This is a genomic window from Mesorhizobium sp. M0833 (genome assembly GCF_040319905.1).
GTDB lineage: Bacteria > Pseudomonadota > Alphaproteobacteria > Rhizobiales > Rhizobiaceae > Mesorhizobium.
This window is the reverse complement of the sequence record NZ_JAMYOQ010000006.1, coordinates 183,363-203,234: the sequence shown is the minus strand read 5'-3', so window position 1 is coordinate 203,234 and position 19,872 is coordinate 183,363. Positions and strand designations below refer to the sequence as shown.

Here is a 19,872-nt window from a genome sequence, read left to right as displayed (position 1 = left end):
GCGGCGGCTGTCACAGCACCAGCCGCACCAGCGGTCGGCCTGGCTTGCGTTCGACCAACCGCTGGAACCCGGCCTTTTCGAAGACCCGCGACGAGCCGACGAACAGCCCGATCGACCGCGAATCCTTCGACAGGTCGATGGGGCAGGCCTCGATCAGGCGCGCGCCGTTCTGGCGGGCGAACTCGATGCCGCCTTGGACCAGGCGGTGCGACAGGCCCCTGCCGCGTGCCTTGGTGCGGATGAAGAAGCAGGAGATCGCCCAGACGCCCGGATCGGCGGCGTCGGCGGGGTCGATCGGCGCCGACCCCCTGCCCTGGTTGTTCCATTCGGGCACGTCGGCACGCGGGCCGATCTGCATCCAGCCGACCGCCTGGCCACCCTCGAAAGCCAACAGGCCGGGCGGCGGCCCGGCCTCGATTCGCGCCTTGATGTGGTCCTTGTTGCGCTCGCGATTGCTCGCGCGGCGCACCGCAGGCGCTAACCGGAAATGCGTACACCAGCAGCCGTAACAGGCGCCCTGCTTGCCGAAAAGATCCTCGAAATCCGCCCAAAGCTCAGGCACTAGCGGCGCTATGGTCGTATTCATGAGCTCTCTCCCGGCCCACCGCCTTGTCGTGGCGTCCGTCCTGACGTACCATTGCATTTGTTCTCTTTATGTTCGCAGCGATGGCGGCTCCTGTCAACAACCCCGAACACGGTTTTTGCCGCGACTGCCTGAATTTTCAGCGCAGCGAGGCACGCCGTTGCGAGCGCTGCGGCAGTCCAAGGCTCGCCCGCCATCCGGAGCTCTACCGGTTGCGCCTTGCCCATATCGACTGCGACGCGTTCTACGCGGCGGTCGAAAAGCGCGACAACCCGGCGTTGAAGGACCGGCCATTGATCATCGGCGGCGGCAAGCGTGGCGTCGTATCCACCGCCTGCTACATCGCCCGGATCCATGGCGTGCGCTCGGCAATGCCGATGTTCAAGGCGCTCGAAGCCTGTCCCGAAGCGGTGGTCCTGCCGCCGGACATGGAAAAATACGTGCGCGTCGGCCGCGAGGTGCGCGCCATGATGCAGGCGCTGACGCCGCTGGTCGAGCCGCTCTCGATCGACGAGGCCTTTCTCGACCTCGCCGGCACCGAGCGCTTGCATGGCCTGCCGCCTGCGGTGGTGCTGGCGCGCTTCGCACTCTGCGTGGAAAAGGAGATCGGCATCACCGTTTCGGCCGGCCTTTCCTATTGCAAGTTCCTGGCCAAGGTGGCATCGGACTTCCGCAAGCCGCGCGGCTTTTCGGTGATCGGCGAGACCGAGGCTATCGGCTTCCTGGCCGAGCAGCCGGTGACGCTGCTCTGGGGGGTCGGCAAGGCCTTTGCTGTCACGCTCGAGCGCGACGGCATCCGCACCATCGGCCAGTTGCAGCGCATGGAACGCGGCGATCTGATGCGCCGCTACGGCGTTATGGGTGACCGGCTCTACCGGCTTTCGCGCGGCGAGGACGACCGTCGCGTCGTTCCCGACCAGGACGCGAAAAGCGTCTCGGCGGAAACCACTTTCGACACCGACATCGCCTCCGTCGACGACCTGGTCTCGGTGTTGAGGGCGCTGTCGGAAAAAGTCTCGGCCCGGCTGAAGAAATCCGGCATTGCCGGACGCACCGTCGTCCTCAAGCTGAAGACCCAGGATTTCAAGATCCGCACGCGCAATCGCCAGCTCGGCGATCCGACCCGGCTGGCCGACCGCATTTTTTCGACCGGGCTCGAACTGCTGCGCAAGGAGGCCGACGGCACGAAATACCGGCTGCTCGGCATTGGCGTCAGCGACCTCTCCGACGATGACCGGGCGGACCCGCCCGATCTGGTCGACGTCCAGTCACGCAAGCGCGCCATGGCCGAAGGCGCTATCGATACGCTGCGCGGCAAGTTCGGCCGCAGGGCGGTGGAAACCGGCTATACCTTCGGCAAGGGCCGCGATGCCCATCCGCCCGAACCGGTCGAGGAGTGATAGTCAGGTGCGCCGCAGATCGATCCTGCTGGTCACCACACTCTTGCCGGTTTTCGGATCGGTATCGACGACGGTCAGCCGCATGCCGTTCTCGTCGGTTTTCTCAACAGTCATTTGCGCCCTGCGATCGCCATTGACCTCCTTGGCCCAACGGATGCCGAGATTTATCGCGTTGCCGGAGCGGCTGCCGCTCAATTGCGCCGGCCCGGTGCGCGATCCGACATAGGTGCCGGTGTATTTCGTCCCGCTCGATTTGAGATCGGCGCTGATGGCGCGCGTCACCACGATAAGACCGCGGCAGCTGCCGTCGAGCGATAGCGAGCTCGACGTTGCGTCGGAATTGAAATGACAGGAGACATTCACCGTCGGCGCATCGGTGGTGACCTTGACGGTGCCTTTGCCGGCGAAATTCCCCTGGAATGAGCGAAGAAAATCCGGATCGTCGGCATGCGCTGCGCCGGCCCCGGCCGTCAGGCACCCGGCAAGTACAAATCGTGCAAGTGATTTCATCGGACCGCTCCTCGTTGGTATCCAAAACACAGCACGCAAACACTGAGGGACCAACGCTTCCCTCAGCAGCGGGTTCCGGCTTCAACGTCACTGTTTGCAACGCTTCACGGCTGGCCCAGTCGAATGCGCCGGCTAGCGGTTGCGATGAAAGCGCCGGCTTGCGACATAGCGCCCATGGCACCCGCACCCTCGATCCCCAAGGCCGCGTTCTGGATGGCGCTGTCGATCGCCTCGTTCCTGGCGATGTCGGTGGCCGGCCGCGCCACGACGGCAGAACTCAACGTCTTCCAGGTGCTCGAGCTGCGCTCGGTGATCGGCTTTTTCATCCTGCTGCCGCTGGTCATGATGTCAGGCGGTTTTCCGGCGATGCGCACCGGACGCCCGTTGGCCCATCTCGCCCGCAACGTCGTCCATTATACCGGCCAGGCTGCCTGGCTTTATGCCTTGACGCTGATCCCGCTTGCGGTGCTGATCTCGATCGAATTCACGACGCCGATCTGGACTGCGCTGCTGGCGGTAGCTTTCCTCGGCGAAAGGCTCTCCCGGCCAAGGCTGGCGGCGATCGTGCTGGGGCTGATCGGCGTGGTGATCATCGTGCGTCCGGGCGTCGGCGCGGTCAATCCGGGGCATGTTATCGTGCTGGGAGCAGCGGTCTGCTTCGGCGTCTCGGTGGTTCTCGTCAAGTCGCTGACGCGGACGGACAGCGTCGTGCGCATCATCTTCTGGATGCTGATCATCCAGTCGGTGCTTGGCCTCGTCCCGGCGCTTTACGAATGGCGCAGCCCGTCGCTCGAGCTCTGGCCGTGGATCCTGCTGATCGCGTTTACCGGCATGTCGTCGCATTTCTGCATGGCCCGCGCACTTGTCTATGCCGATGCGACGGTCATCTCGCCAATGGACTTTTTGCGCGTACCGCTGTCGGCGATGATCGGATGGCTGCTTTATCACGAGCAGATCGACGCCTTCACCGCCGGGGGCGCCCTGCTGATCCTGCTTGGCAATCTGCTCAACCTGCAGAAAAAAGCCGCCAAACCTGCGGAAGTGGCGGCAGCGTAGCCCTGCGTTTCAATCGCCGTCGTCGGGTATGTTCAGAACGTGCCCACAGGCCTTGCAATGAACGGCGTCGGGCTCGTGCCGCTGCAGCCCGCATTGCGGGCAAGGAAAGAACACCTTGGTGGGACGGAAGAGCGCCTGTGCAAGCCGGACGAACAGCGATATGCCAATGATCATGGTGGCGATCGCGGTGAGCTTGCCGGCCACACCGGGCAGGACGATGTCACCGAAACCGGTCGTGGTGACCGTGGCGACCGTGAAATACAGCGCATCGACATAGCCCTCGAGACCACCCACGGTGCGGAAGAAGAAGGTGTAGACGAAACCCGTGATGACAAAGAGGAATGTCAGGAAATTGATGACCGCACGGCTCGCCTCGCGCCATCGCCTGAAGCCGCGCATCTCGAGAAATCGCCACAGCGCACCGCTACGCGACAGCGACCACAGCCGCAGGATGCGCAAAAAACCGAGATTGGCCAGCGCCGTAGGCATCAGCAGAGTCAGCAGGATGAAGGCATCAATCCACGACGCCGGCTGTTTCATCAGGCGCAGCATGTCGTTGGAGGCAAGCAGCCGGGCAATCATGTCGGCGGCGACAAGTGCTGCCACGGAGTAGTCCAGCCAGAGGAACGAAGACGACTTCTGGATCACCGGCGTGGCGATGAAAAACGCAATGATGGCAAGGTCGATGACAACAGCCGCAAGCTGAAACCGGAACGCCGCCGCTGTGCGCCCGTGATACAGCTTGCGCAACATGTCGCGCAGCCGGGCCAAGGCTGAAATATCTTGGGCTCCGTTCTTGTCAGCTACCTTCATGACGATCGCGATAGCCTTCGCTGCGACAGACGTCCAGTCGACAAGGCAGGCGGAAGCTTGCGCCATCCGACCGATCCCGGCGGTTGCGGCAAATGGCTTCAGCCGCGATCAAACCGGCCTTGCCTCTACAACGCTGATGCGTGGCCCTGCCTGGATGATCTCGGTCACCTCGAAGCCACCCTTTGCCAGCAGCGACTTGAATTCATCGGCCGTCCGCTCCTGGCCATCGGGCGCGACCAGCATGTTGAGGTCGGAGAATTTGGCATTCGCCCCCTGATTGGGCGGCTCAAGCACGGCCTCAAAAACCAGCAACTTGCCGCCCGCACGGATCGCCTGGCGACAGTTTTGCAGGATCGCGACGTTGGTCTCGTCGTCCCAGTCATGCAAAATTCATTTGAGCAGCAGCGCGTCGGCCGCCACGGGCAGCTCGGCAAAGAAATCGCCTCCGACGATCTCACAGCGATCGGCGACACCTTTCGCCGCCAGCACCGAGGCGGCCGGCGCTACCACATGCGGCTGGTCGAAAAGGATGCCGCGGCTGCCCGGGGTCGCGGCCAGGACTTCGGCAAGCAGCGCGCCCTGGCCACCGCCGACGTCCATGATGACCGGAAACGACGAAAAATCATACGCCGCCAGGATGGCTGCCGCCACGCCGCGCGAATTCGCTGCCATGGCGCGATCGAAGATAGCGGACTCCTCTGGATGCTCTGCCCGGTATTCCCAGACGCCCTTGCCATGCGCGTGGCGAAATGCGTTCTTGCCGGTTTGGATGCTGTAGAGCAGTTCGCTCCACGCTTGCCGGTAATAGGGCCTTCCGACGAAGGCGGCCCAGGGTGCAGCGGAAAACTCAGCATCGGAGCGCAAGGCGCCGCCAAGCGGCGTTAGCGAGAACTGCCCGTCCTCTGCCTCGTGAAATATGCCGACCGCCGCAAGCGCCCGCAGCAACCGATAGAGCGCGCGCGGATGTGTGTCGGTCAGGCTTGCCAGATCTGCTGCCGAGCGCTTGCCGTCCTTGATGTGGTCGGCGATGCCGAGCGTCGCGGCGACCGAGATCGCCTGCGAGACGCGGTACCCGTTGACCATCCGTGTCAGTTCGAAAGCGGCTGCGCGTTCATCCATGGCGCCCCCAATCGCCAAAACCCGAAGGTTTCGGTATTTAAACCAGCTCCACTTCAACCACGCCCGGCACCGCGCGCATGGCTGACGCGATCTGAGGCGAGATACGATAACGACTGGGCAATTCGATCTCGACCTCCCCCTGGCCGTCATCCTTTATCAGCACAAAGCTTACCTGTCCCTCGCCCTTGACGGCAAGCTGGCCGGCAAGCGTGCCGATCGGTGCTGCGTCGCGCACGAAGATGCGCAACGCCTTCTGGACGCGGCTTGCCTCGTCCTCCAGCGACTGCACGGTCTGGATGCGCAGATTGACGCCTTCCGGCCTGTCCTCGGCCGAAACGGTGATGACCACCGAGCGGCCGGGCTCGAGCAGGTCGCGATATTGCGCCAGTCCCTCGGAAAACAGCACCGCTTCATACTGGCCGGACGTGTCGGAAAACTGCACGACGCCCATCTTGTTGCCGGTGCGCGTCTTGCGTTCCTGCTTGGTGGTGACGGTACCGGCGAGCCGGCCGGCGGCCGCGCCGCGTTTGACGGCGGCCGAGAATTCGGCCCAGGTCTGCACCCGCATTTTCTGCAGCGCCGCCTTGTATTCGTCGAGCGGATGCGCCGAGAGATAGAACCCGACCACCTGGAACTCGCGGTGCAGGCGGTCGGCGGCGAGCCAGGGGTCGGTCGCCGGCAAGTTGAGTGCCTGCGACTGTGCGCCCAGCGAGGCGCCAAAGATGTCGTGCTGGCCGGTGACGGCATTCTGCTGCGCCAAGGATGCCAGCCCCATCATCCGCTCGACGCCGGCCATCATCGCCGCCCGGTCGAGACCGAAGCAGTCGAGCGCCCCGGCCATGATCAGGCTCTCGAAGACGCGTTTGCCAACGATCTTCGGATCGACCCTTTCGCAGAAATCGGCGAGGCTCTTGAACAGTTTTTCGCCGCGCGTGGCGACGATGTGCTCGACTGCGGCGTCGCCGACGCCTTTGAGCGCGGCCAGCGAATAGAAGATGCGGTTCTCGCCGACCTCGAAATCCCGGAACGACGTCATCACCGACGGCGCCACCACCTCGATGCCGAGGCGCAGCGCATCCTGGCGGAAATCGGCGAGCTTGTCCGTATTGCCCATGTCGAGCGTCATCGATGCCGCCAGGAATTCGACGGGGTAATGCGCCTTCAGATAGGCGGTCTGGTAGGAGACGACGGCATAGGCGGCGGCATGCGATTTGTTGAAACCGTAGTCGGCAAACTTTGCCAGCAGGTCGAAGATGAAGTCGGCTTGCGGCTTGCCGACGCCGCGCTCGACCGCGCCCGAAACAAAGCGCTCGCGCTGCTTGTCCATCTCGGCGCGGATCTTCTTGCCCATGGCGCGGCGCAGCAGATCGGCTTCGCCCAGCGAATAGCCGGAGAGCTCCTGCGCAATCTGCATCACCTGTTCCTGGTAGACGATGACGCCTTGCGTCTCCTTGACGAGATGGTCGATCTTCGGGTGGATCGACGCCATCTCCTCCTCGCCGTGCTTTCTGGCGTTGTAGGTCGGGATGTTCTCCATCGGCCCCGGCCGGTAGAGCGCAACGAGCGCGATAATGTCCTCGATACAGTCGGGCCGCATGCCGATCAGCGCCTTGCGCATGCCGGCACTTTCCACCTGGAACACGCCGACCACTTCGCCGCGCGACAGCATGGCGTAGGTTTCCGGGTCGTCGAGCGGAATGTGGGCAAGATCGATCTCGATGCCGCGGCGGCGGATCAGCTTGACCGCCCTGTCCAGCACGGTCAGCGTCTTCAGGCCAAGAAAGTCGAATTTCACCAGCCCGGCCTGCTCGACATACTTCATGTTGAACTGGGTGACCGGCATGTCCGAGCGCGGATCGCGGTACATCGGCACCAGTTCCGACAGCGGCCGGTCGCCGATGACGATGCCGGCGGCATGAGTCGAGGCGTGTCGGTACAGACCTTCCAGCTTCTGCGCCGTGTCGAGCAGCGTCTGTACGATCGGCTCGCGCTCGGCCTCCTCGGCAAAGCGCGGCTCGTTGGCGATGGCGTCGGCGAGCTTGACCGGATTGGCCGGGTTCGACGGCACCATCTTGCTCAGCTTGTCGACCTGCCCGTAAGGCATCTGCAGCACGCGGCCGACGTCGCGCAGCACGGCGCGCGCCTGCAGGGTACCGAAGGTGATGATCTGGCCGACCTGGTCGCGGCCGTATCTCTGCTGGACGTAGCGGATGACCTCCTCGCGCCGGTCCTGGCAGAAGTCGATGTCGAAGTCGGGCATCGACACGCGATCGGGATTGAGGAAGCGCTCGAACAGCAGCGAAAAACGCAGCGGATCGATGTCGGTGATGGTCGTCGAATACGCGACCAGCGAGCCGGCGCCTGATCCGCGGCCCGGGCCGACCGGAATGCCTTGCGCCTTGGCCCATTTGATGAAGTCGGCAACGATCAGGAAATAGCCGGGATATTTCATCTTCTCGATGACCCCGAGCTCGAAATCCAGCCTCTCGCGATATTGCTCGACTGTATAGCCGGGCGTCGGCCCGTGCGCCGCCAGCCGCGCCTCCAGCCCTTCATGCGCCTGCCTGGCAAGCTCCTGCGCCTCCGCCTTGACCGCTGCATCGGCGTCGGCGACATCGCGGCCGGCAAAGCGCGGCAGGATCGGGTTTCGTGTCTTCGGGTAGTAGGAGCAGCGCAGTGCGATCTCGACGGTGTTGTCGATCGCTTCCGGCAGGTCGGCGAACAGCCTCGCCATGTCGGCCTGGCTTCTCAGGAAATTGTCGGGCGACAGGCGGCGGCGATTATCGGCCGCAACCACGGAACCTTCGGCGATGGCGATCAGGGCGTCATGCGCCTCATAGTCTTCACGAGAGAAGAAAAACGCTTCGTTGGTGGCAACCAGCGGCAGATCGTGGCGGTAGGCGAGATCGACCGACGACTGCTCGATCGCGCGGTCGTAGCCGGAGACCCGTTCCAGTTCGACATAGAGCCGGTCGCCGAACAGGCCCTTGAGCGCCAGCAGCCGGGTCTCGGCTAGTTCACGGCGGTCCTCTTTCAAGGCATTGCCGATCGGACCGCGCGGCCCGCCGGTAAGGCAGATCAGACCGTCGGAATGGCCCTGCAGCATCTCGCTCGTCAGATGCACCGCCTCGCCGGGCGGTGTCTCGAGGTAGACGCGGCTGACCAGCCTGACCAGATTGCCGTAGCCGGCCTCGGTGGCGGCGATCAGGACCACCGGCCGCATCTCCGGCCCCTGCCGCCTGCGGTCGCGCTGGCTGTCGTTCGCCTCACCGGAAAAGGCGAGGTCGATCTGGCAGCCGATGATCGGCTGGATGCCGTCCTTCACTGCCTTTTGCGCGAATTCCAGCGCACCGAACAGATTGTTGGTGTCCGTGACGGCGATTGCCGGGCATTCGTCCTGCACCGCATGGCCGACGATCTTCCCGAGCTGCAAGGCACCTTCGAGCAGCGAATAGGCCGAATGCACGCGCAGATGAATGAACCGACGCGCCGCCGCCTCTGCCCGCGATGCCTTTGCATAGGCCTCGCGCAGCAAGGGATCGCGTGGAAGTCTCTCATCCGCCATGTTTTTTTCGCGCCGCCTAACAGGGACTCAGTCGATCAAGATGTATTGTCCGGCACCGGGTAACACGAGTCCAGCAGAAGCGATTGGGGCTTTGGACGTTTAGAGCAACCGCCGAAGCTGCCGATCTCCCCCCTCGTGGGGGAGATGTCCGGCAGGACAGAGAGGGGCGCAGTCCCGCCAACCTCAGGCCGGAAACACAAAACCCGCCACAGCGGGCGGGTCGTTGGAGCCATTTAGCACCATATGCAAATTATTAGCATAGCTGCCGGCACAAAGCAAGAACAAAATACGTTGTGAGGGCAAAAAAAGCGAATTCCGCACGCCCCTCGCCTTGTCCCTCCTCAAGCGAGCGTGCTCAACCAATTGCAGGATCGCGTTCCCTCGCTCCCCCTCCGTCCCGCCAACCTCAAGCAGATTACAGCCTCACGCGAATTCCATGATCACCGCATCGACGGCAAGGCTGTCGCCGGGCTTGGCGTTGAGCTTCGAGACGATGAGGTCGCGCTCGGCGCGCAGCACGTTCTCCATCTTCATCGCTTCGACCACGGCAAGCGTCTCGCCGGCCTTGACCTCCTGCCCCTCGGCAACGGCGATCGACACGACGAGGCCAGGCATCGGGCAAAGCAGCATCTTCGAGGTATCCGGCGCCACTTTTTCCGGCATCAGCCTTTCGAGTTCGGCGGTGCGCGGCAGCATGGCGCGGGCTGTCACCGAGATGCCTTTCCAGGCGATGCGGAACCCGTTCAGCACCGGCCTGACCTGCGCCGCGACCTTGCGGCCGCCGACCGTGCCGCGCCAGATGAGATCGCCCGGCCGCCAGTCGGAGTTCACGGTCAGTGCCTTGCCGTCGATTGTGAGGTCGAGCTCCATCGGAATGGAAATCATCCCTTCGACGATGGCGACCGAAAGATAGTCCGGGCCGATCTTCACCACCCAATCGCGTTTCAACGCGCCGGAATGCGGCGCCAGCCGCCCGCCCAGCCGGTCGAGCCGGTCGCGGCGCAGCAGTTCGACCGCGGTTGCGATCGCGGCCAGTACCGCGTTTTCTTCACTGTTCGGCGCAATGGGCGCGAAGCCGTCGGGATACTCCTCGGCGATGAACCCGGTCGATATCTGACCTTCTCGCCAGCGCGGATGCTGCATCAGCGCCGCCAGGAACGGTATGTTGTGCTCGATGCCGTCGACGACGAAACTGTCCAGCGCTTCCGACATGACGTCGATCGCCGCCAGCCGCGTTGGCGCCCAGGTGCACAGCTTGGCGACCATCGGGTCATAGAACATCGAGATTTCCGAGCCTTCGGTGACGCCGGTATCGTTGCGGATAACGATGTCGCCGAATTTTCCTTCCTCGGGCGGCCGATACTTCGTCAGCCTGCCGATCGACGGCAAAAAATTGCGATACGGATCTTCGGCATAGAGGCGGCTTTCCACCGCCCAGCCGTTCAGCTTGACGTCGCTCTGCTTGATGGCGAGCTTTTCGCCGGCCGCCACGCGGATCATCTGCTCGACCAGGTCGATGCCGGTGATGAGCTCCGTCACCGGATGCTCGACCTGCAGCCGCGTGTTCATTTCCAGGAAATAGAAGTTCTTGTCGCTGTCGACGATGAACTCGACCGTGCCGGCGCTCTGATAGTCGACGGCCTTGGCCAGCGCCACCGACTGCTCGCCCATGGCTTTGCGGGTCTTGGCGTCGAGGAACGGCGACGGCGCCTCCTCCACGATCTTCTGGTTGCGGCGCTGGATCGAGCATTCGCGCTCGCCGAGATAGAGCGTGCTGCCATGCGCGTCGGCGAGCACCTGGATTTCGATATGGCGCGGGTCGACGATGAACTTTTCGATGAAGACGCGGTCATCGCCGAACGAGCTTTTGGCCTCCGACCGCGCCCGGTCGAAGCCGTCGCGCACCTCTGCCTTGCTCCAGGCAATGCGCATGCCCTTGCCGCCGCCGCCGGCCGAGGCCTTGATCATCACGGGATAGCCGATTTCGCCGGCTATTCTTTCGGCATGGGCGGCGTTTTCGACGACGCCGAGCCAGCCGGGCACCGTCGACACCTTGGCCGCATTGGCGAACTTCTTCGATTCGATCTTGTCGCCCATCGCCTTGATGGCCTTGGGCTTCGGGCCAATGAAGACGATGCCTTCCTGCTCCAACGCTTCGCAGAAGGATGCCCGCTCGGACAGGAAACCGTAGCCGGGATGCACGGCCTCTGCTCCTGTGGCCTTGCAGGCGGCGATGATCTTTTCCGGGACCAGATAACTTTGCGTGGCCGGCGAAGGCCCGATATGCACCGCCTCGTCGGCCATTTCGACATGCACGGCGTCGCGGTCGGCATCGGAATAGACCGCGACGGTGACGATGCCCATCTTCCGCGCCGTCTTGATCACGCGGCAGGCGATCTCGCCACGGTTGGCGACCAGGATCTTTGTGAACATGCAGGCCTCGTCCCTCGGCTGCCCTTTTTTAACGGGCTTCCCGTTTTATGGGCTTCAGAAGGGCGGTCAAGGCAAAGTCGGAGCCTATCCCGCAGCAGATCGGCGGGTGCTGACGAAAATCCGGGGTCGGAACGTCGCTTCGTGCATAGCGCGGAGCTGAATGGTAAGTTAAATCTAGCTTGGATTGCAGACCGTCTTGGGAGGATTGCCTGATGAAAACGCGCGCCGCTGTTGCTGTCGCCGCCGGAAAGCCGCTGGAGATCATGGAGGTCGACCTCGAGGGTCCTCGCGATGGCGAGGTGCTGGTCGAGATCAAGGCAACCGGCATCTGCCACACCGACGAGTTCACGCTGTCGGGCGCCGACCCGGAAGGCCTGTTTCCGGCGATCCTTGGCCATGAGGGCGCCGGCGTCGTCGTCGACGTCGGCAAGGGCGTCACTTCGGTCAGGAAGGGCGACCATGTCATCCCGCTCTATACGCCCGAATGCCGGCAGTGCCCGTCCTGCCTGTCGCGCAAGACCAATCTGTGCACCGCCATCCGTGCCACCCAGGGACAGGGCCTGATGCCCGACGGCACCTCGCGCTTCTCGATCGGCAAGGACAGGCTGTTCCACTATATGGGCTGCTCGACCTTTTCCAACTTCACCGTGCTGCCCGAGATCGCGGTGGCCAAGGTCGATGCCGACGCGCCCTTCGACAAGATCTGCTACATCGGCTGCGGCGTCACCACCGGCATCGGTGCTGTGATCAACACGGCCAAGGTCGAGCAAGGCGCGACGGCGGTCGTGTTCGGCCTCGGCGGCATCGGCCTCAACGTCATCCAGGGCCTGCGGCTTGCCGGCGCCGACATGATCATCGGCGTCGATGTGAACAACGACAGACGAGAATGGGGCGAGAAATTCGGCATGACGCATTTCGTCAATCCGAAGGAGATCGACGGCGACATCGTGGCCCATCTCGTCAACATGACCAAGCGCGGCGCCGACCAGATCGGCGGCGCCGACTACACCTTCGACTGCACCGGCAACACCAAGGTCATGCGCCAGGCGCTTGAAGCGTCGCATCGCGGCTGGGGCAAGTCGGTCATCATCGGCGTTGCCGGCGCCGGCCAGGAGATCTCGACGCGGCCGTTCCAGCTGGTCACCGGCCGCACCTGGATGGGCACCGCCTTCGGCGGCGCGCGCGGCCGCACCGACGTGCCGAAGATCGTCGACTGGTACATGGCCGGCAAGATCGAGATCGATCCGATGATCACCCACACGTTGAAGCTCGAGGACATCAACAAGGGCTTCGACCTGATGCATGAAGGCAAGTCGATCAGGAGCGTGGTGGTTTACTGAGGAGGAGAAAGCCGCCGGCTAACCAGCCAGCGGCCGACAATGCACATGTTCAACACGGGAGGAGACAAAAATGCCGGAAAAACTGCATCCTAAAATCGACAATGGCCTGCCCCGGGAAAAGCCCGACTTTGCCGGCGGCACGCTGGTCTGCGCCTGCACCAGCAACCCGGTCAAGGTGAAGGTCAAGGGCCAGATCGCCCATAACCATGCCTGCGGCTGCACCAAATGCTGGAAGCCGGAAGGCGCGCTGTTCTCGATCGTGGCGGTTGCCGGTACAAACGACGTGACGGTGACCGAAAACGGCGACAAGCTGAAGGTGGTCGATCCGGACGCGCTGATCCTGCGCCATGCCTGCACCGGCTGCGGCGTCCACATGCACGGCCCGGTCGAGCGCGACCACGCTTTCAAGGGGCTGTCCTTCATCCATCCGGAACGCTTCCAGGAGGATGGCTGGTCGCCTCCGGGCTTCACCGCCTTTGTCTCGTCGATCATCGAATCCGGTGTCGATCCGAGCCGCATGGACGGCATAAGGTCACAGCTGAAGTCGATCGGGCTCGAACCTTATGATTGCCTCAATCCTGGCCTGATGGACTATATCGCCACCTGGACGGCCAAGAGATCCGGCGCGTTGCCGGCCTAGTAGCCGCTCGACTATCATCGATCGAGCCGGGCGACGCCGCCCGGCTCTTTCACATTTGGAACAACGATGCCCGCACCTGCTATTCTCGTCGACGCCGACGCTTGCCCGGTGAAGGCCGAGGTCGAAAAAGTCGCCGAGCGGCACGGCATCGTCGTCACCTTCGTCTCCAATGGCGGCTTGCGTCCGTCGCGCGATCCGATGATCCGCAATGTCGTCGTCTCCAAGGGCGCGGACGCCGCCGACGACTGGATCGTCGAAAATGCCCGGTCCAACGACATTGTGGTAACCGCCGATATCCCGCTTGCCGCGCGCGCGGTGGCGCTTGGCGCCCACGTACTTGGTCCGACCGGACGCCCGTTTACGCCCGAAACGATCGGCATGGCGGTAGCAATGCGCGATCTCAAGCAGCACCTGCGCGAAACCGGCGAAAGCAAGGGCTACAATTCGAGCTTCGCGCCGCAGGATCGCTCGCGGTTCCTAGGCGAGCTTGACCGCATCCTACGGCGAGCGCTGAAATCCGCGTCAGCGGACTGAAGGCCATGGCGACTGGTACCCCGACCAAGATGCCCATGCGACGCCACACGCTGTTTGCGGTGTCGGCCTGCATCGGCGTGGCAGCCTTTGGGGCAGCGCTGATCTGGCGTGCGCCGCTCGCCTATTCGATCGGCGCCAATGTGTTCTTTGCCGCCTATCTGGTTCTTGTCATCGCCCACATGCCACGGCTTACCGGCAGCTATCTGCGCAAGAATGCAGGCGACACTGACCTGCCGGTATTGGCGATCTTCGCGGTCACTCTGGTTGTGGTCGCTATTGCCATCATTTCGTTGTTTCAACTGATCAACAGGGAGAAGAGCGCGGACGCCGTCGAGCTTACGGTCGCGTTATTGTCTATCCCGCTTGGCTGGTTGACCATCCATGCCATGGCGGCACTTCACTACGCACATCTCTATTGGTTGGACGGCGATGCGATGGATGGCGACACCAAAAAGAGGATTCCAGTCGGCGGCCTCGACTTCCCCGGCGGCAAGCGGCCGGAGGGCTCGGATTTCCTCTATTTTTCGACAGTGATCGGCATGACGGCGCAAACCGCCGACACCAACGTCACGACCTCGCAAATGCGCCGTGTCGTGCTTGTGCATTCGATCCTGTCGTTCTTCTTCAACACCGTCATCGTGGCAGCCGCGGTCAACCTCGCGGTCAGCCTCGGCAGTCCGTAATAAATCCGTGATCGGGTGAAACATCGCTTAGGCTGGCGACGTATTTGGGAGAGAAGAGATCTGACGAGGCTGTGGCGAACGCGCGGCCGGAGGAAACAACAGATGGAATCGCTTGCCAGAAACCAAGCCGCCGGAGCAGATACCGCCGCGCCGAGCGATGCGACGCTGATCTATCGCCAGTCACGCTGGACGCGGCTGACGCATTGGCTGTGGGCGATCGCGCTGTTCTTCATGCTGCTTTCCGGCCTGCAGATTTTCAACGCCCGCCCGCAGCTCTACATCGGCAAGGAGTCGGGCTTTGGCTACAACAACACCATCTTCGCCATTGGCGCCGAGAATACCGCGGCTGGCCCGCGCGGCTATACCGAAATCTTCGGCAAGCGCTTCGATACTACCGGCGTGCTCGGCTGGTCGGGTCCGGCCGGCCAGGAGACTTCCCGGGCTTTCCCGTCCTGGGCGACGATCCCTTCCTATTACGATCTCGGCACCGCGCGCGTCGTTCATTTCTTCTTTGCCTGGGTGCTGACCACCACGCTGCTGGTCTGGCTGGTCGCCAGCCTGATCAACGGCCATTTGCGCCGCGATCTTGCCCCGCGCCTCGATGACATCAGGCGGCTGCCGCAAGACATTGTCGACCACGCCAGGTTCAGGTTTCACCACAGGCGCGAATACAACACCTTGCAGAAGATGGCTTATGGCGGCGTGCTGTTCGTGCTGCTGCCGCTGATGATCATCACCGGCCTTGCCATGTCGCCGAGCATGGATTCGGTGCTGCCGTTCCTGAACGATCTGCTCGGCGGCCGACAGACGGCGCGCACCATTCATTTCACGGTGATGCTGCTGCTCGTCGCCTTCTTCATTATCCACATCCTGATGATCCTGGCCGCCGGTCCGATCAACGAGCTGCGCTCAATCATCACCGGCTGGTATCGAACCGACCCGCCGGCGCATGCCGACAATGCGCCAGAGAGGAGTGCCTGACATGGCGAAATTTGAGATCAGCCCCAAGCCACAGATAAGCCGAAGAAAGTTCCTGACCTCGGCCAGCCTCGGCCTTTCTGGCATCATGCTGTCGGGCTGCGACGCCTTCGACAGCCAGCTTGGCGTCGGCGACAGCCTGCGCAGCTTCCTCGAAAGCGCCAATGGCCTGACCTGGCGGGCGCAGCGACTGCTTGCCGGCGCTGATGCGCTGGCGCCGGAATTCACCGAGGCCGACATTCGCCAGCCGCAGCGGCCGAACGGCGTCACCGCACCCGACGACGATTTCTACAAGGGCCTGCTCGCCAGCGATTTCGCCGACTGGCGGCTGGAGGTTTCCGGCCTTGTCGAAAAGCCGCTGTCGCTGACCCGCGAGCAGCTGATGAACATGCCGAGCCGCACCCAGATCACCCGCCACGACTGCGTCGAAGGCTGGAGCTGCATTGCCAAATGGACCGGCACGCCGCTGTCGCTGGTGCTCGACGAGGCCGTGGTCAAGCCGCAGGCGCGCTATGTCATGTTCCACTGCCTCGATACGATCGACCGCAGCCTTGCCGGCGATATCAAATATTACGGCTCGATCGACCTGATCGATGCCCGTCATCCGCAGACGATCCTTGCCTATGGCCTCAACGGCAAGCCGCTGCCGGTCGAGAACGGCGCGCCGCTGCGCGTCCGCGTCGAGCGCCAGCTCGGCTACAAGATGCCGAAATACCTCTACAAGATCGAGCTGGTCGACGGCTTCGCCAATATCGGCGGCGGCAGAGGCGGCTATTGGGAGGACAATGGCTACGACTGGTACGGCGGCATCTGACTGAAACTGATCTCAGTTTCACCTAAACTAACTGTCATCGTCGCTGTCGTCGCCGTCGCTCCGCAGGGCCGGATTCAGGTCGGGATTATCGTCCGGGGTGACGAGCTTCCCAAGCCCGTGCGGTCCTTGGTAGTTGCCGTGGGTATCGAAGTTGGGATTGCCCTGATTGTCGAATTGCGGCGTCGGATCAATCGATTGGTCGTAACGGCGCGGGCGCGGCTTCGGATAGTAATTATCGGAATGATGGCGATGCGAATTGCTGTTGTCGAGAATGGCGCCTACCACGCCGCCGACGATAATGGCTGCGGCGAGGTCGCCAGCAGAGGGGTTACGGTTGGGGCCGGCGACTGCGAATTCGGCCGAGCAACCATTGTCGACCCAGATGCCGCCGCCGTCATAGCCCCAGCTTCTACCGTATACGCAACGCGCCTTCGATAGACGGGAGGTCAACTGCACGCCACGTCGCGTATCGACCCCGCAATAGGAATAACGGTAATCGGCGCTGGAGCAGACCACGCGTTTTGCCCCCGCAGCCTGCGCTGCCGCCGGCAGCAACGAAAGCTTCGCCGGGTTGCCCAGGATGCAACCCAGGAACATCATCGAACCGGTAACCGCCATCCGTGCCGACATTGCAACTCTCCATCAGGGTCCGCTATCGACAGAATGGCACCTCTGTGTAAGTCTGACAACCGGACGGGCTCAGTGAGGTTATATTAATGCGCGCTAAGATTATCGCCACTATTATACTTGCCCTTTCTGCATGGTTGGCTTTGTCGCTGCTGCCAGCCCGGGCGGACGACAGCCTCAAGCGCATCATCGATCAGAAGACACTGACAGTCGGCGTCGCGCTCAACCCGCCATGGATCCTCAAGAAGCCCGACGGGAAGTTCGCCGGCTATGATGTCGACCTGACCAGTGGGCTGGCGTCCGATCTCGGCGTCGACCTGAAGCTGATCGAGGTGCCATGGAACGACCTCAAGACGCGATTGCTCAAGGGTGAGTTCGACATGATCGCGGCGGGCTACGCCAGCACGCCGGAACGCGCACGCGAGGTGGTGTTCTCCGACCAGACCGGTACCGCCGATATCCGCATGGTGGCGACGATCGCCAGCCTTGGGAAAAGGCCGGGCAAGGCACTGGCGGCGCCGGGCTACAAGATCGCCGTGCTCTCCAACTCGACGGACGAAGCCGCCGCGAGGGAAGCATTCCCGAAAGCGGCCATCGTGTCATTCGACAATGCGGCCGATGTTTTCGCCGCCGTCATCAGCGGGCAAGCACAGGCGATGGTGGCGACATCGCCGACGCCGCAAATGGCCGCCAGGCTTTATGACGCCAAGCTCAAGCTGGTGGGCGGCCCGCTGTTGCGGACGCCGGAAGCGTTTGCCATGCGGCCGGACGATGTCCGCCTCATCCAATACGTCAACAACTGGATCGGCGCGCGCACCGCCGACGGCACCATAGGCGGCGTTCGCCGCTACTGGTTCGGCAGCTTCAAATGGATGTCGCGCTTCGAGACAGCCAAGCCCGAGCCCGCAAAACAATAGGGTCGCGACCTGTTTGCGACGATGCAGCGAAGACTTGCCAGTAAAAATGTCGCTGGCAGGTGACAAGGTGTCGTCCACGGGCTATGGATGACGAGTCGAGGGCTCCTGACCGAGTCCTACCTGTTTGCGGGAGAGAGCAGCGAGAGCTGCCGCCGAAGGGGAAATCGCCCGAAATCTCTCAGGCAAAAGAACCGTAGACGGGAAAGACACTCTGGAAAGTCGGGGCTTGCCCCCGCGCCGAAGGTGTAAGCGCTGCCGACAGAGTTACGGGGCGCGAGTCTCTCAGGCTTCAGACAGAGGGGCACGGACTGGTCGCCATTCGCGGCCGCTTGCGTGCGACTCTGGAGATGACATGACGGGCGACGACACCAAACACCTTCCCCTCGAAGATCTGCATGTGGCAGCCGGTGCGCGCTTTGGCGCCTTCGCCGGCTGGTCGATGCCGCTGACCTATCCGGCCGGTGTGATGAAAGAGCATCTGCACAGCCGCGAGCATGCCGGCCTGTTCGACATCTCGCACATGAAGCTGTTCGAAATCAGCGGTCCGGGGGCAGCAGCGCTTCTGAACCGCGCCTGCCCGTTCGATGCCGGCGCGCTTGAGGTTTTCCAGTCCAAATACACGTTCTTCCTCAACGAGGCCGCCGGCATTCTGGACGATCTGATCGTCACCAGGCTCGGCGCCGAGCGCTTCATGATGGTCGCCAATGCCGGCAATGCCGCCGCCGACGAAAAGCATCTGCGCGCACTGGCCAAAAATTTCGAAGCAGAGGGCGATTTCAACGTGAAGGTGGACGCACTCGACCGCGTCTTCCTTGCCATCCAGGGCCCCGAAGCGTGGGCTGCCCTTTCCCGCGCCGGCATCGAGACCGGTTCGCTGGTGTTCATGCACGGCATCGAGGCGCGCGAAAACTGGTTCATGAGCCGGTCTGGCTATACTGGCGAAGACGGCTTCGAGATCGGCCTGCCGGAAGCGGATGCAAGAAACCTCGTCGCCAGGCTGCTCGAGGACGAGCGGGTGATGTGGGTCGGCCTTGCTGCCCGCGACAGCCTGCGGCTCGAAGCCGGGCTGTGCCTGCACGGGCTGGACATCACGCCGGAGATCGATCCGGCCAGCGCCGGGCTGATGTGGGCGATCCCCAACGAGGTTCGCGCCTCTGGCGCCTTCATCGGCGCCGATGCGCTGCGCGCCATCGTCGAGCGCGGCCCGGCGCAAAAACGCGTCGGCCTGAAGCCGGAAGGCCGCCAGCCGGTGCGCGCCGGTGCTGCCCTTTTCGATGCCGACGGCAACCCTGCCGGCCACGTCACCTCCGGCGGCTTCGGCCCCTCGGCCGGTCATCCGGTCGCCATGGGCTACGTCCAGACACCGCTTGCCAAATCCGGCGCAAAACTGTTCGCCGATGTCCGCGGGACGAAAATCCCGGTCGACATCCACCCCTTGCCCTTCACGCCCCATCGCTACCGCAAAGGATGATTTCAATGGCAAAGACCTATTTCACCGAAGATCACGAATGGCTGCGCGTCGAGGGCGGCGTCGCCACCGTCGGCATCACCGACTACGCGCAGCAGCAGCTCGGCGACCTCGTCTTTGTCGAGCTGCCGGAATTGGGCAGAAAGCTAGCCAAGGGCGACACCGCCGTGGTGGTCGAATCGGTCAAGGCCGCATCGGATGTCTACGCGCCGGTCGACGGCGAGATCACCGAGGCCAATACCGCGCTGTCGGCCGATCCTTCGCTCGTCAATTCGGCGGCAACCGGCGACGGCTGGCTGTGGAAGATGAAGCTGGCCAATGAGAGCCAGCTCGATGGCCTCCTCGATGAAGCCGCTTACAAAGCCCATATTGGTTGATAGCAGGACCAGGAA

The 19,872-nt window shown here is 63.2% G+C and carries 17 protein-coding genes, 1 pseudogene and 1 riboswitch; of the genes and pseudogenes, 11 read left to right on the top strand and 7 right to left on the bottom strand.

The window, feature by feature from the left end:
* Positions 1–10: 10 nt before the first annotated feature.
* Entirely contained in the window at positions 11–586 is a 576-nt protein-coding gene (locus NKH98_RS09775) for a GNAT family N-acetyltransferase (RefSeq protein ID WP_352508837.1), read from the bottom strand.
* A 68-nt stretch (positions 587–654) separates the two neighbouring features.
* Between NKH98_RS09775 and NKH98_RS09770 the strand changes: the two genes are divergently transcribed.
* Positions 655–1,983 (top strand): DNA polymerase IV, encoded by a 1,329-nt coding sequence (locus tag NKH98_RS09770; protein ID WP_352897947.1) that lies wholly within the window; start codon positions 655–657, stop codon positions 1,981–1,983.
* A gap of 3 nt (positions 1,984–1,986) precedes the next feature.
* On the opposite strand, the gene NKH98_RS09765 is transcribed toward NKH98_RS09770, so the two are convergent.
* Complete coding sequence (locus tag NKH98_RS09765; protein WP_352897946.1) at positions 1,987–2,493, bottom strand: hypothetical protein; 507 nt, start codon at positions 2,491–2,493, stop codon at positions 1,987–1,989.
* A 174-nt stretch (positions 2,494–2,667) separates the two neighbouring features.
* Here NKH98_RS09765 and NKH98_RS09760 point away from each other — a divergent pair, with 174 nt between their 5' ends.
* The gene (locus NKH98_RS09760) at positions 2,668–3,549 is read left to right on the top strand and encodes a DMT family transporter (RefSeq protein ID WP_352897944.1); all 882 of its coding nucleotides are present in this window, start codon (positions 2,668–2,670) and stop codon (positions 3,547–3,549) included.
* 9 nt (positions 3,550–3,558) lie between these two features.
* Here NKH98_RS09760 and NKH98_RS09755 read toward each other — a convergent pair whose 3' ends face one another.
* From NKH98_RS09755 to NKH98_RS09740, 4 genes and pseudogenes are all read right to left on the bottom strand, one after another.
* A complete protein-coding gene (locus tag NKH98_RS09755) occupies positions 3,559–4,362 on the bottom strand; it encodes an ion channel (protein ID WP_352508845.1) in 804 nt (267 codons plus the stop codon).
* Positions 4,363–4,470: 108 nt separating this feature from the next.
* Positions 4,471–5,445 (bottom strand): annotated as a pseudogene (locus NKH98_RS09750) (methyltransferase).
* Between the two features lie 73 nt (positions 5,446–5,518).
* Positions 5,519–9,046 carry a DNA polymerase III subunit alpha gene (dnaE, locus tag NKH98_RS09745; protein WP_352897943.1) on the bottom strand — a complete coding sequence of 1,176 codons (3,528 nt, stop codon included), beginning with the start codon at positions 9,044–9,046 and terminating at the stop codon, positions 5,519–5,521.
* A 423-nt stretch (positions 9,047–9,469) separates the two neighbouring features.
* Positions 9,470–11,479 carry an acetyl-CoA carboxylase biotin carboxylase subunit gene (locus NKH98_RS09740; RefSeq protein ID WP_352897940.1) on the bottom strand — a complete coding sequence of 670 codons (2,010 nt, stop codon included), beginning with the start codon at positions 11,477–11,479 and terminating at the stop codon, positions 9,470–9,472.
* A 212-nt stretch (positions 11,480–11,691) separates the two neighbouring features.
* On the opposite strand from NKH98_RS09740, the gene NKH98_RS09735 reads away from it, so the two are divergent.
* The 6 genes from NKH98_RS09735 (at position 11,692) to NKH98_RS09710 (ending at position 16,468) form a co-directional block, all read left to right on the top strand.
* Positions 11,692–12,819, top strand: coding sequence for an S-(hydroxymethyl)glutathione dehydrogenase/class III alcohol dehydrogenase (locus NKH98_RS09735; protein ID WP_352897938.1), 1,128 nt, complete (start codon positions 11,692–11,694; stop codon positions 12,817–12,819).
* A 70-nt stretch (positions 12,820–12,889) separates the two neighbouring features.
* Positions 12,890–13,459 (top strand): S-(hydroxymethyl)glutathione synthase, encoded by a 570-nt coding sequence (gene gfa / locus NKH98_RS09730; protein WP_352897936.1) that lies wholly within the window; start codon positions 12,890–12,892, stop codon positions 13,457–13,459.
* 66 nt (positions 13,460–13,525) lie between these two features.
* A complete protein-coding gene (locus NKH98_RS09725; RefSeq protein WP_352454435.1) occupies positions 13,526–13,993 on the top strand; it encodes a YaiI/YqxD family protein in 468 nt (155 codons plus the stop codon).
* 5 nt (positions 13,994–13,998) lie between these two features.
* Positions 13,999–14,676 (top strand): DUF1345 domain-containing protein, encoded by a 678-nt coding sequence (locus NKH98_RS09720; RefSeq protein ID WP_352897933.1) that lies wholly within the window; start codon positions 13,999–14,001, stop codon positions 14,674–14,676.
* A 102-nt stretch (positions 14,677–14,778) separates the two neighbouring features.
* On the top strand, positions 14,779–15,657 hold the full coding sequence (locus NKH98_RS09715) for a cytochrome b/b6 domain-containing protein (RefSeq protein WP_352804794.1): 879 nt from the start codon (positions 14,779–14,781) through the stop codon (positions 15,655–15,657).
* A gap of 1 nt (position 15,658) precedes the next feature.
* The gene (locus tag NKH98_RS09710) at positions 15,659–16,468 is read left to right on the top strand and encodes a molybdopterin-binding protein (protein WP_352804796.1); all 810 of its coding nucleotides are present in this window, start codon (positions 15,659–15,661) and stop codon (positions 16,466–16,468) included.
* Between the two features lie 27 nt (positions 16,469–16,495).
* Here the strand turns inward: NKH98_RS09710 and NKH98_RS09705 are convergent, their stop codons facing one another.
* The gene (locus NKH98_RS09705; protein ID WP_352508738.1) at positions 16,496–17,086 is read right to left on the bottom strand and encodes a DUF3011 domain-containing protein; all 591 of its coding nucleotides are present in this window, start codon (positions 17,084–17,086) and stop codon (positions 16,496–16,498) included.
* Positions 17,087–17,184: 98 nt separating this feature from the next.
* Here NKH98_RS09705 and NKH98_RS09700 point away from each other — a divergent pair, with 98 nt between their 5' ends.
* The 3 genes from NKH98_RS09700 to gcvH all read left to right on the top strand — a co-directional run bounded on the left by NKH98_RS09700 (position 17,185) and on the right by gcvH (position 19,857).
* Positions 17,185–18,012 carry a transporter substrate-binding domain-containing protein gene (locus NKH98_RS09700; RefSeq protein WP_352804799.1) on the top strand — a complete coding sequence of 276 codons (828 nt, stop codon included), beginning with the start codon at positions 17,185–17,187 and terminating at the stop codon, positions 18,010–18,012.
* A 117-nt stretch (positions 18,013–18,129) separates the two neighbouring features.
* Positions 18,130–18,216: riboswitch (glycine riboswitch) on the top strand.
* Positions 18,217–18,364: 148 nt separating this feature from the next.
* On the top strand, positions 18,365–19,483 hold the full coding sequence (gene gcvT, locus NKH98_RS09695) for a glycine cleavage system aminomethyltransferase GcvT (RefSeq protein ID WP_352897930.1): 1,119 nt from the start codon (positions 18,365–18,367) through the stop codon (positions 19,481–19,483).
* A 5-nt stretch (positions 19,484–19,488) separates the two neighbouring features.
* Positions 19,489–19,857, top strand: coding sequence for a glycine cleavage system protein GcvH (gcvH, locus tag NKH98_RS09690; protein WP_352508741.1), 369 nt, complete (start codon positions 19,489–19,491; stop codon positions 19,855–19,857).
* Positions 19,858–19,872: the final 15 nt, after the last annotated feature.

Coding starts and splice junctions, on each gene's coding strand:
- NKH98_RS09715 (WP_352804794.1), top strand. CDS start 14,779: ATGGAATCGCTTGCCAGAAACCAAGCCGCCGGAGCAGATACCGCCGCG.
- NKH98_RS09710 (WP_352804796.1), top strand. CDS start 15,659: ATGGCGAAATTTGAGATCAGCCCCAAGCCACAGATAAGCCGAAGAAAG.
- NKH98_RS09765 (WP_352897946.1), bottom strand. CDS start 2,493: ATGAAATCACTTGCACGATTTGTACTTGCCGGGTGCCTGACGGCCGGG.
- NKH98_RS09740 (WP_352897940.1), bottom strand. CDS start 11,479: ATGTTCACAAAGATCCTGGTCGCCAACCGTGGCGAGATCGCCTGCCGC.
- NKH98_RS09775 (WP_352508837.1), bottom strand. CDS start 586: ATGAATACGACCATAGCGCCGCTAGTGCCTGAGCTTTGGGCGGATTTC.
- gcvT (WP_352897930.1), top strand. CDS start 18,365: ATGACGGGCGACGACACCAAACACCTTCCCCTCGAAGATCTGCATGTG.
- NKH98_RS09755 (WP_352508845.1), bottom strand. CDS start 4,362: ATGAAGGTAGCTGACAAGAACGGAGCCCAAGATATTTCAGCCTTGGCC.
- NKH98_RS09705 (WP_352508738.1), bottom strand. CDS start 17,086: ATGGCGGTTACCGGTTCGATGATGTTCCTGGGTTGCATCCTGGGCAAC.
- NKH98_RS09735 (WP_352897938.1), top strand. CDS start 11,692: ATGAAAACGCGCGCCGCTGTTGCTGTCGCCGCCGGAAAGCCGCTGGAG.
- NKH98_RS09720 (WP_352897933.1), top strand. CDS start 13,999: ATGGCGACTGGTACCCCGACCAAGATGCCCATGCGACGCCACACGCTG.
- NKH98_RS09770 (WP_352897947.1), top strand. CDS start 655: ATGTTCGCAGCGATGGCGGCTCCTGTCAACAACCCCGAACACGGTTTT.
- NKH98_RS09700 (WP_352804799.1), top strand. CDS start 17,185: ATGCGCGCTAAGATTATCGCCACTATTATACTTGCCCTTTCTGCATGG.
- NKH98_RS09725 (WP_352454435.1), top strand. CDS start 13,526: ATGCCCGCACCTGCTATTCTCGTCGACGCCGACGCTTGCCCGGTGAAG.
- NKH98_RS09760 (WP_352897944.1), top strand. CDS start 2,668: ATGGCACCCGCACCCTCGATCCCCAAGGCCGCGTTCTGGATGGCGCTG.
- gfa (WP_352897936.1), top strand. CDS start 12,890: ATGCCGGAAAAACTGCATCCTAAAATCGACAATGGCCTGCCCCGGGAA.
- gcvH (WP_352508741.1), top strand. CDS start 19,489: ATGGCAAAGACCTATTTCACCGAAGATCACGAATGGCTGCGCGTCGAG.
- dnaE (WP_352897943.1), bottom strand. CDS start 9,046: ATGGCGGATGAGAGACTTCCACGCGATCCCTTGCTGCGCGAGGCCTAT.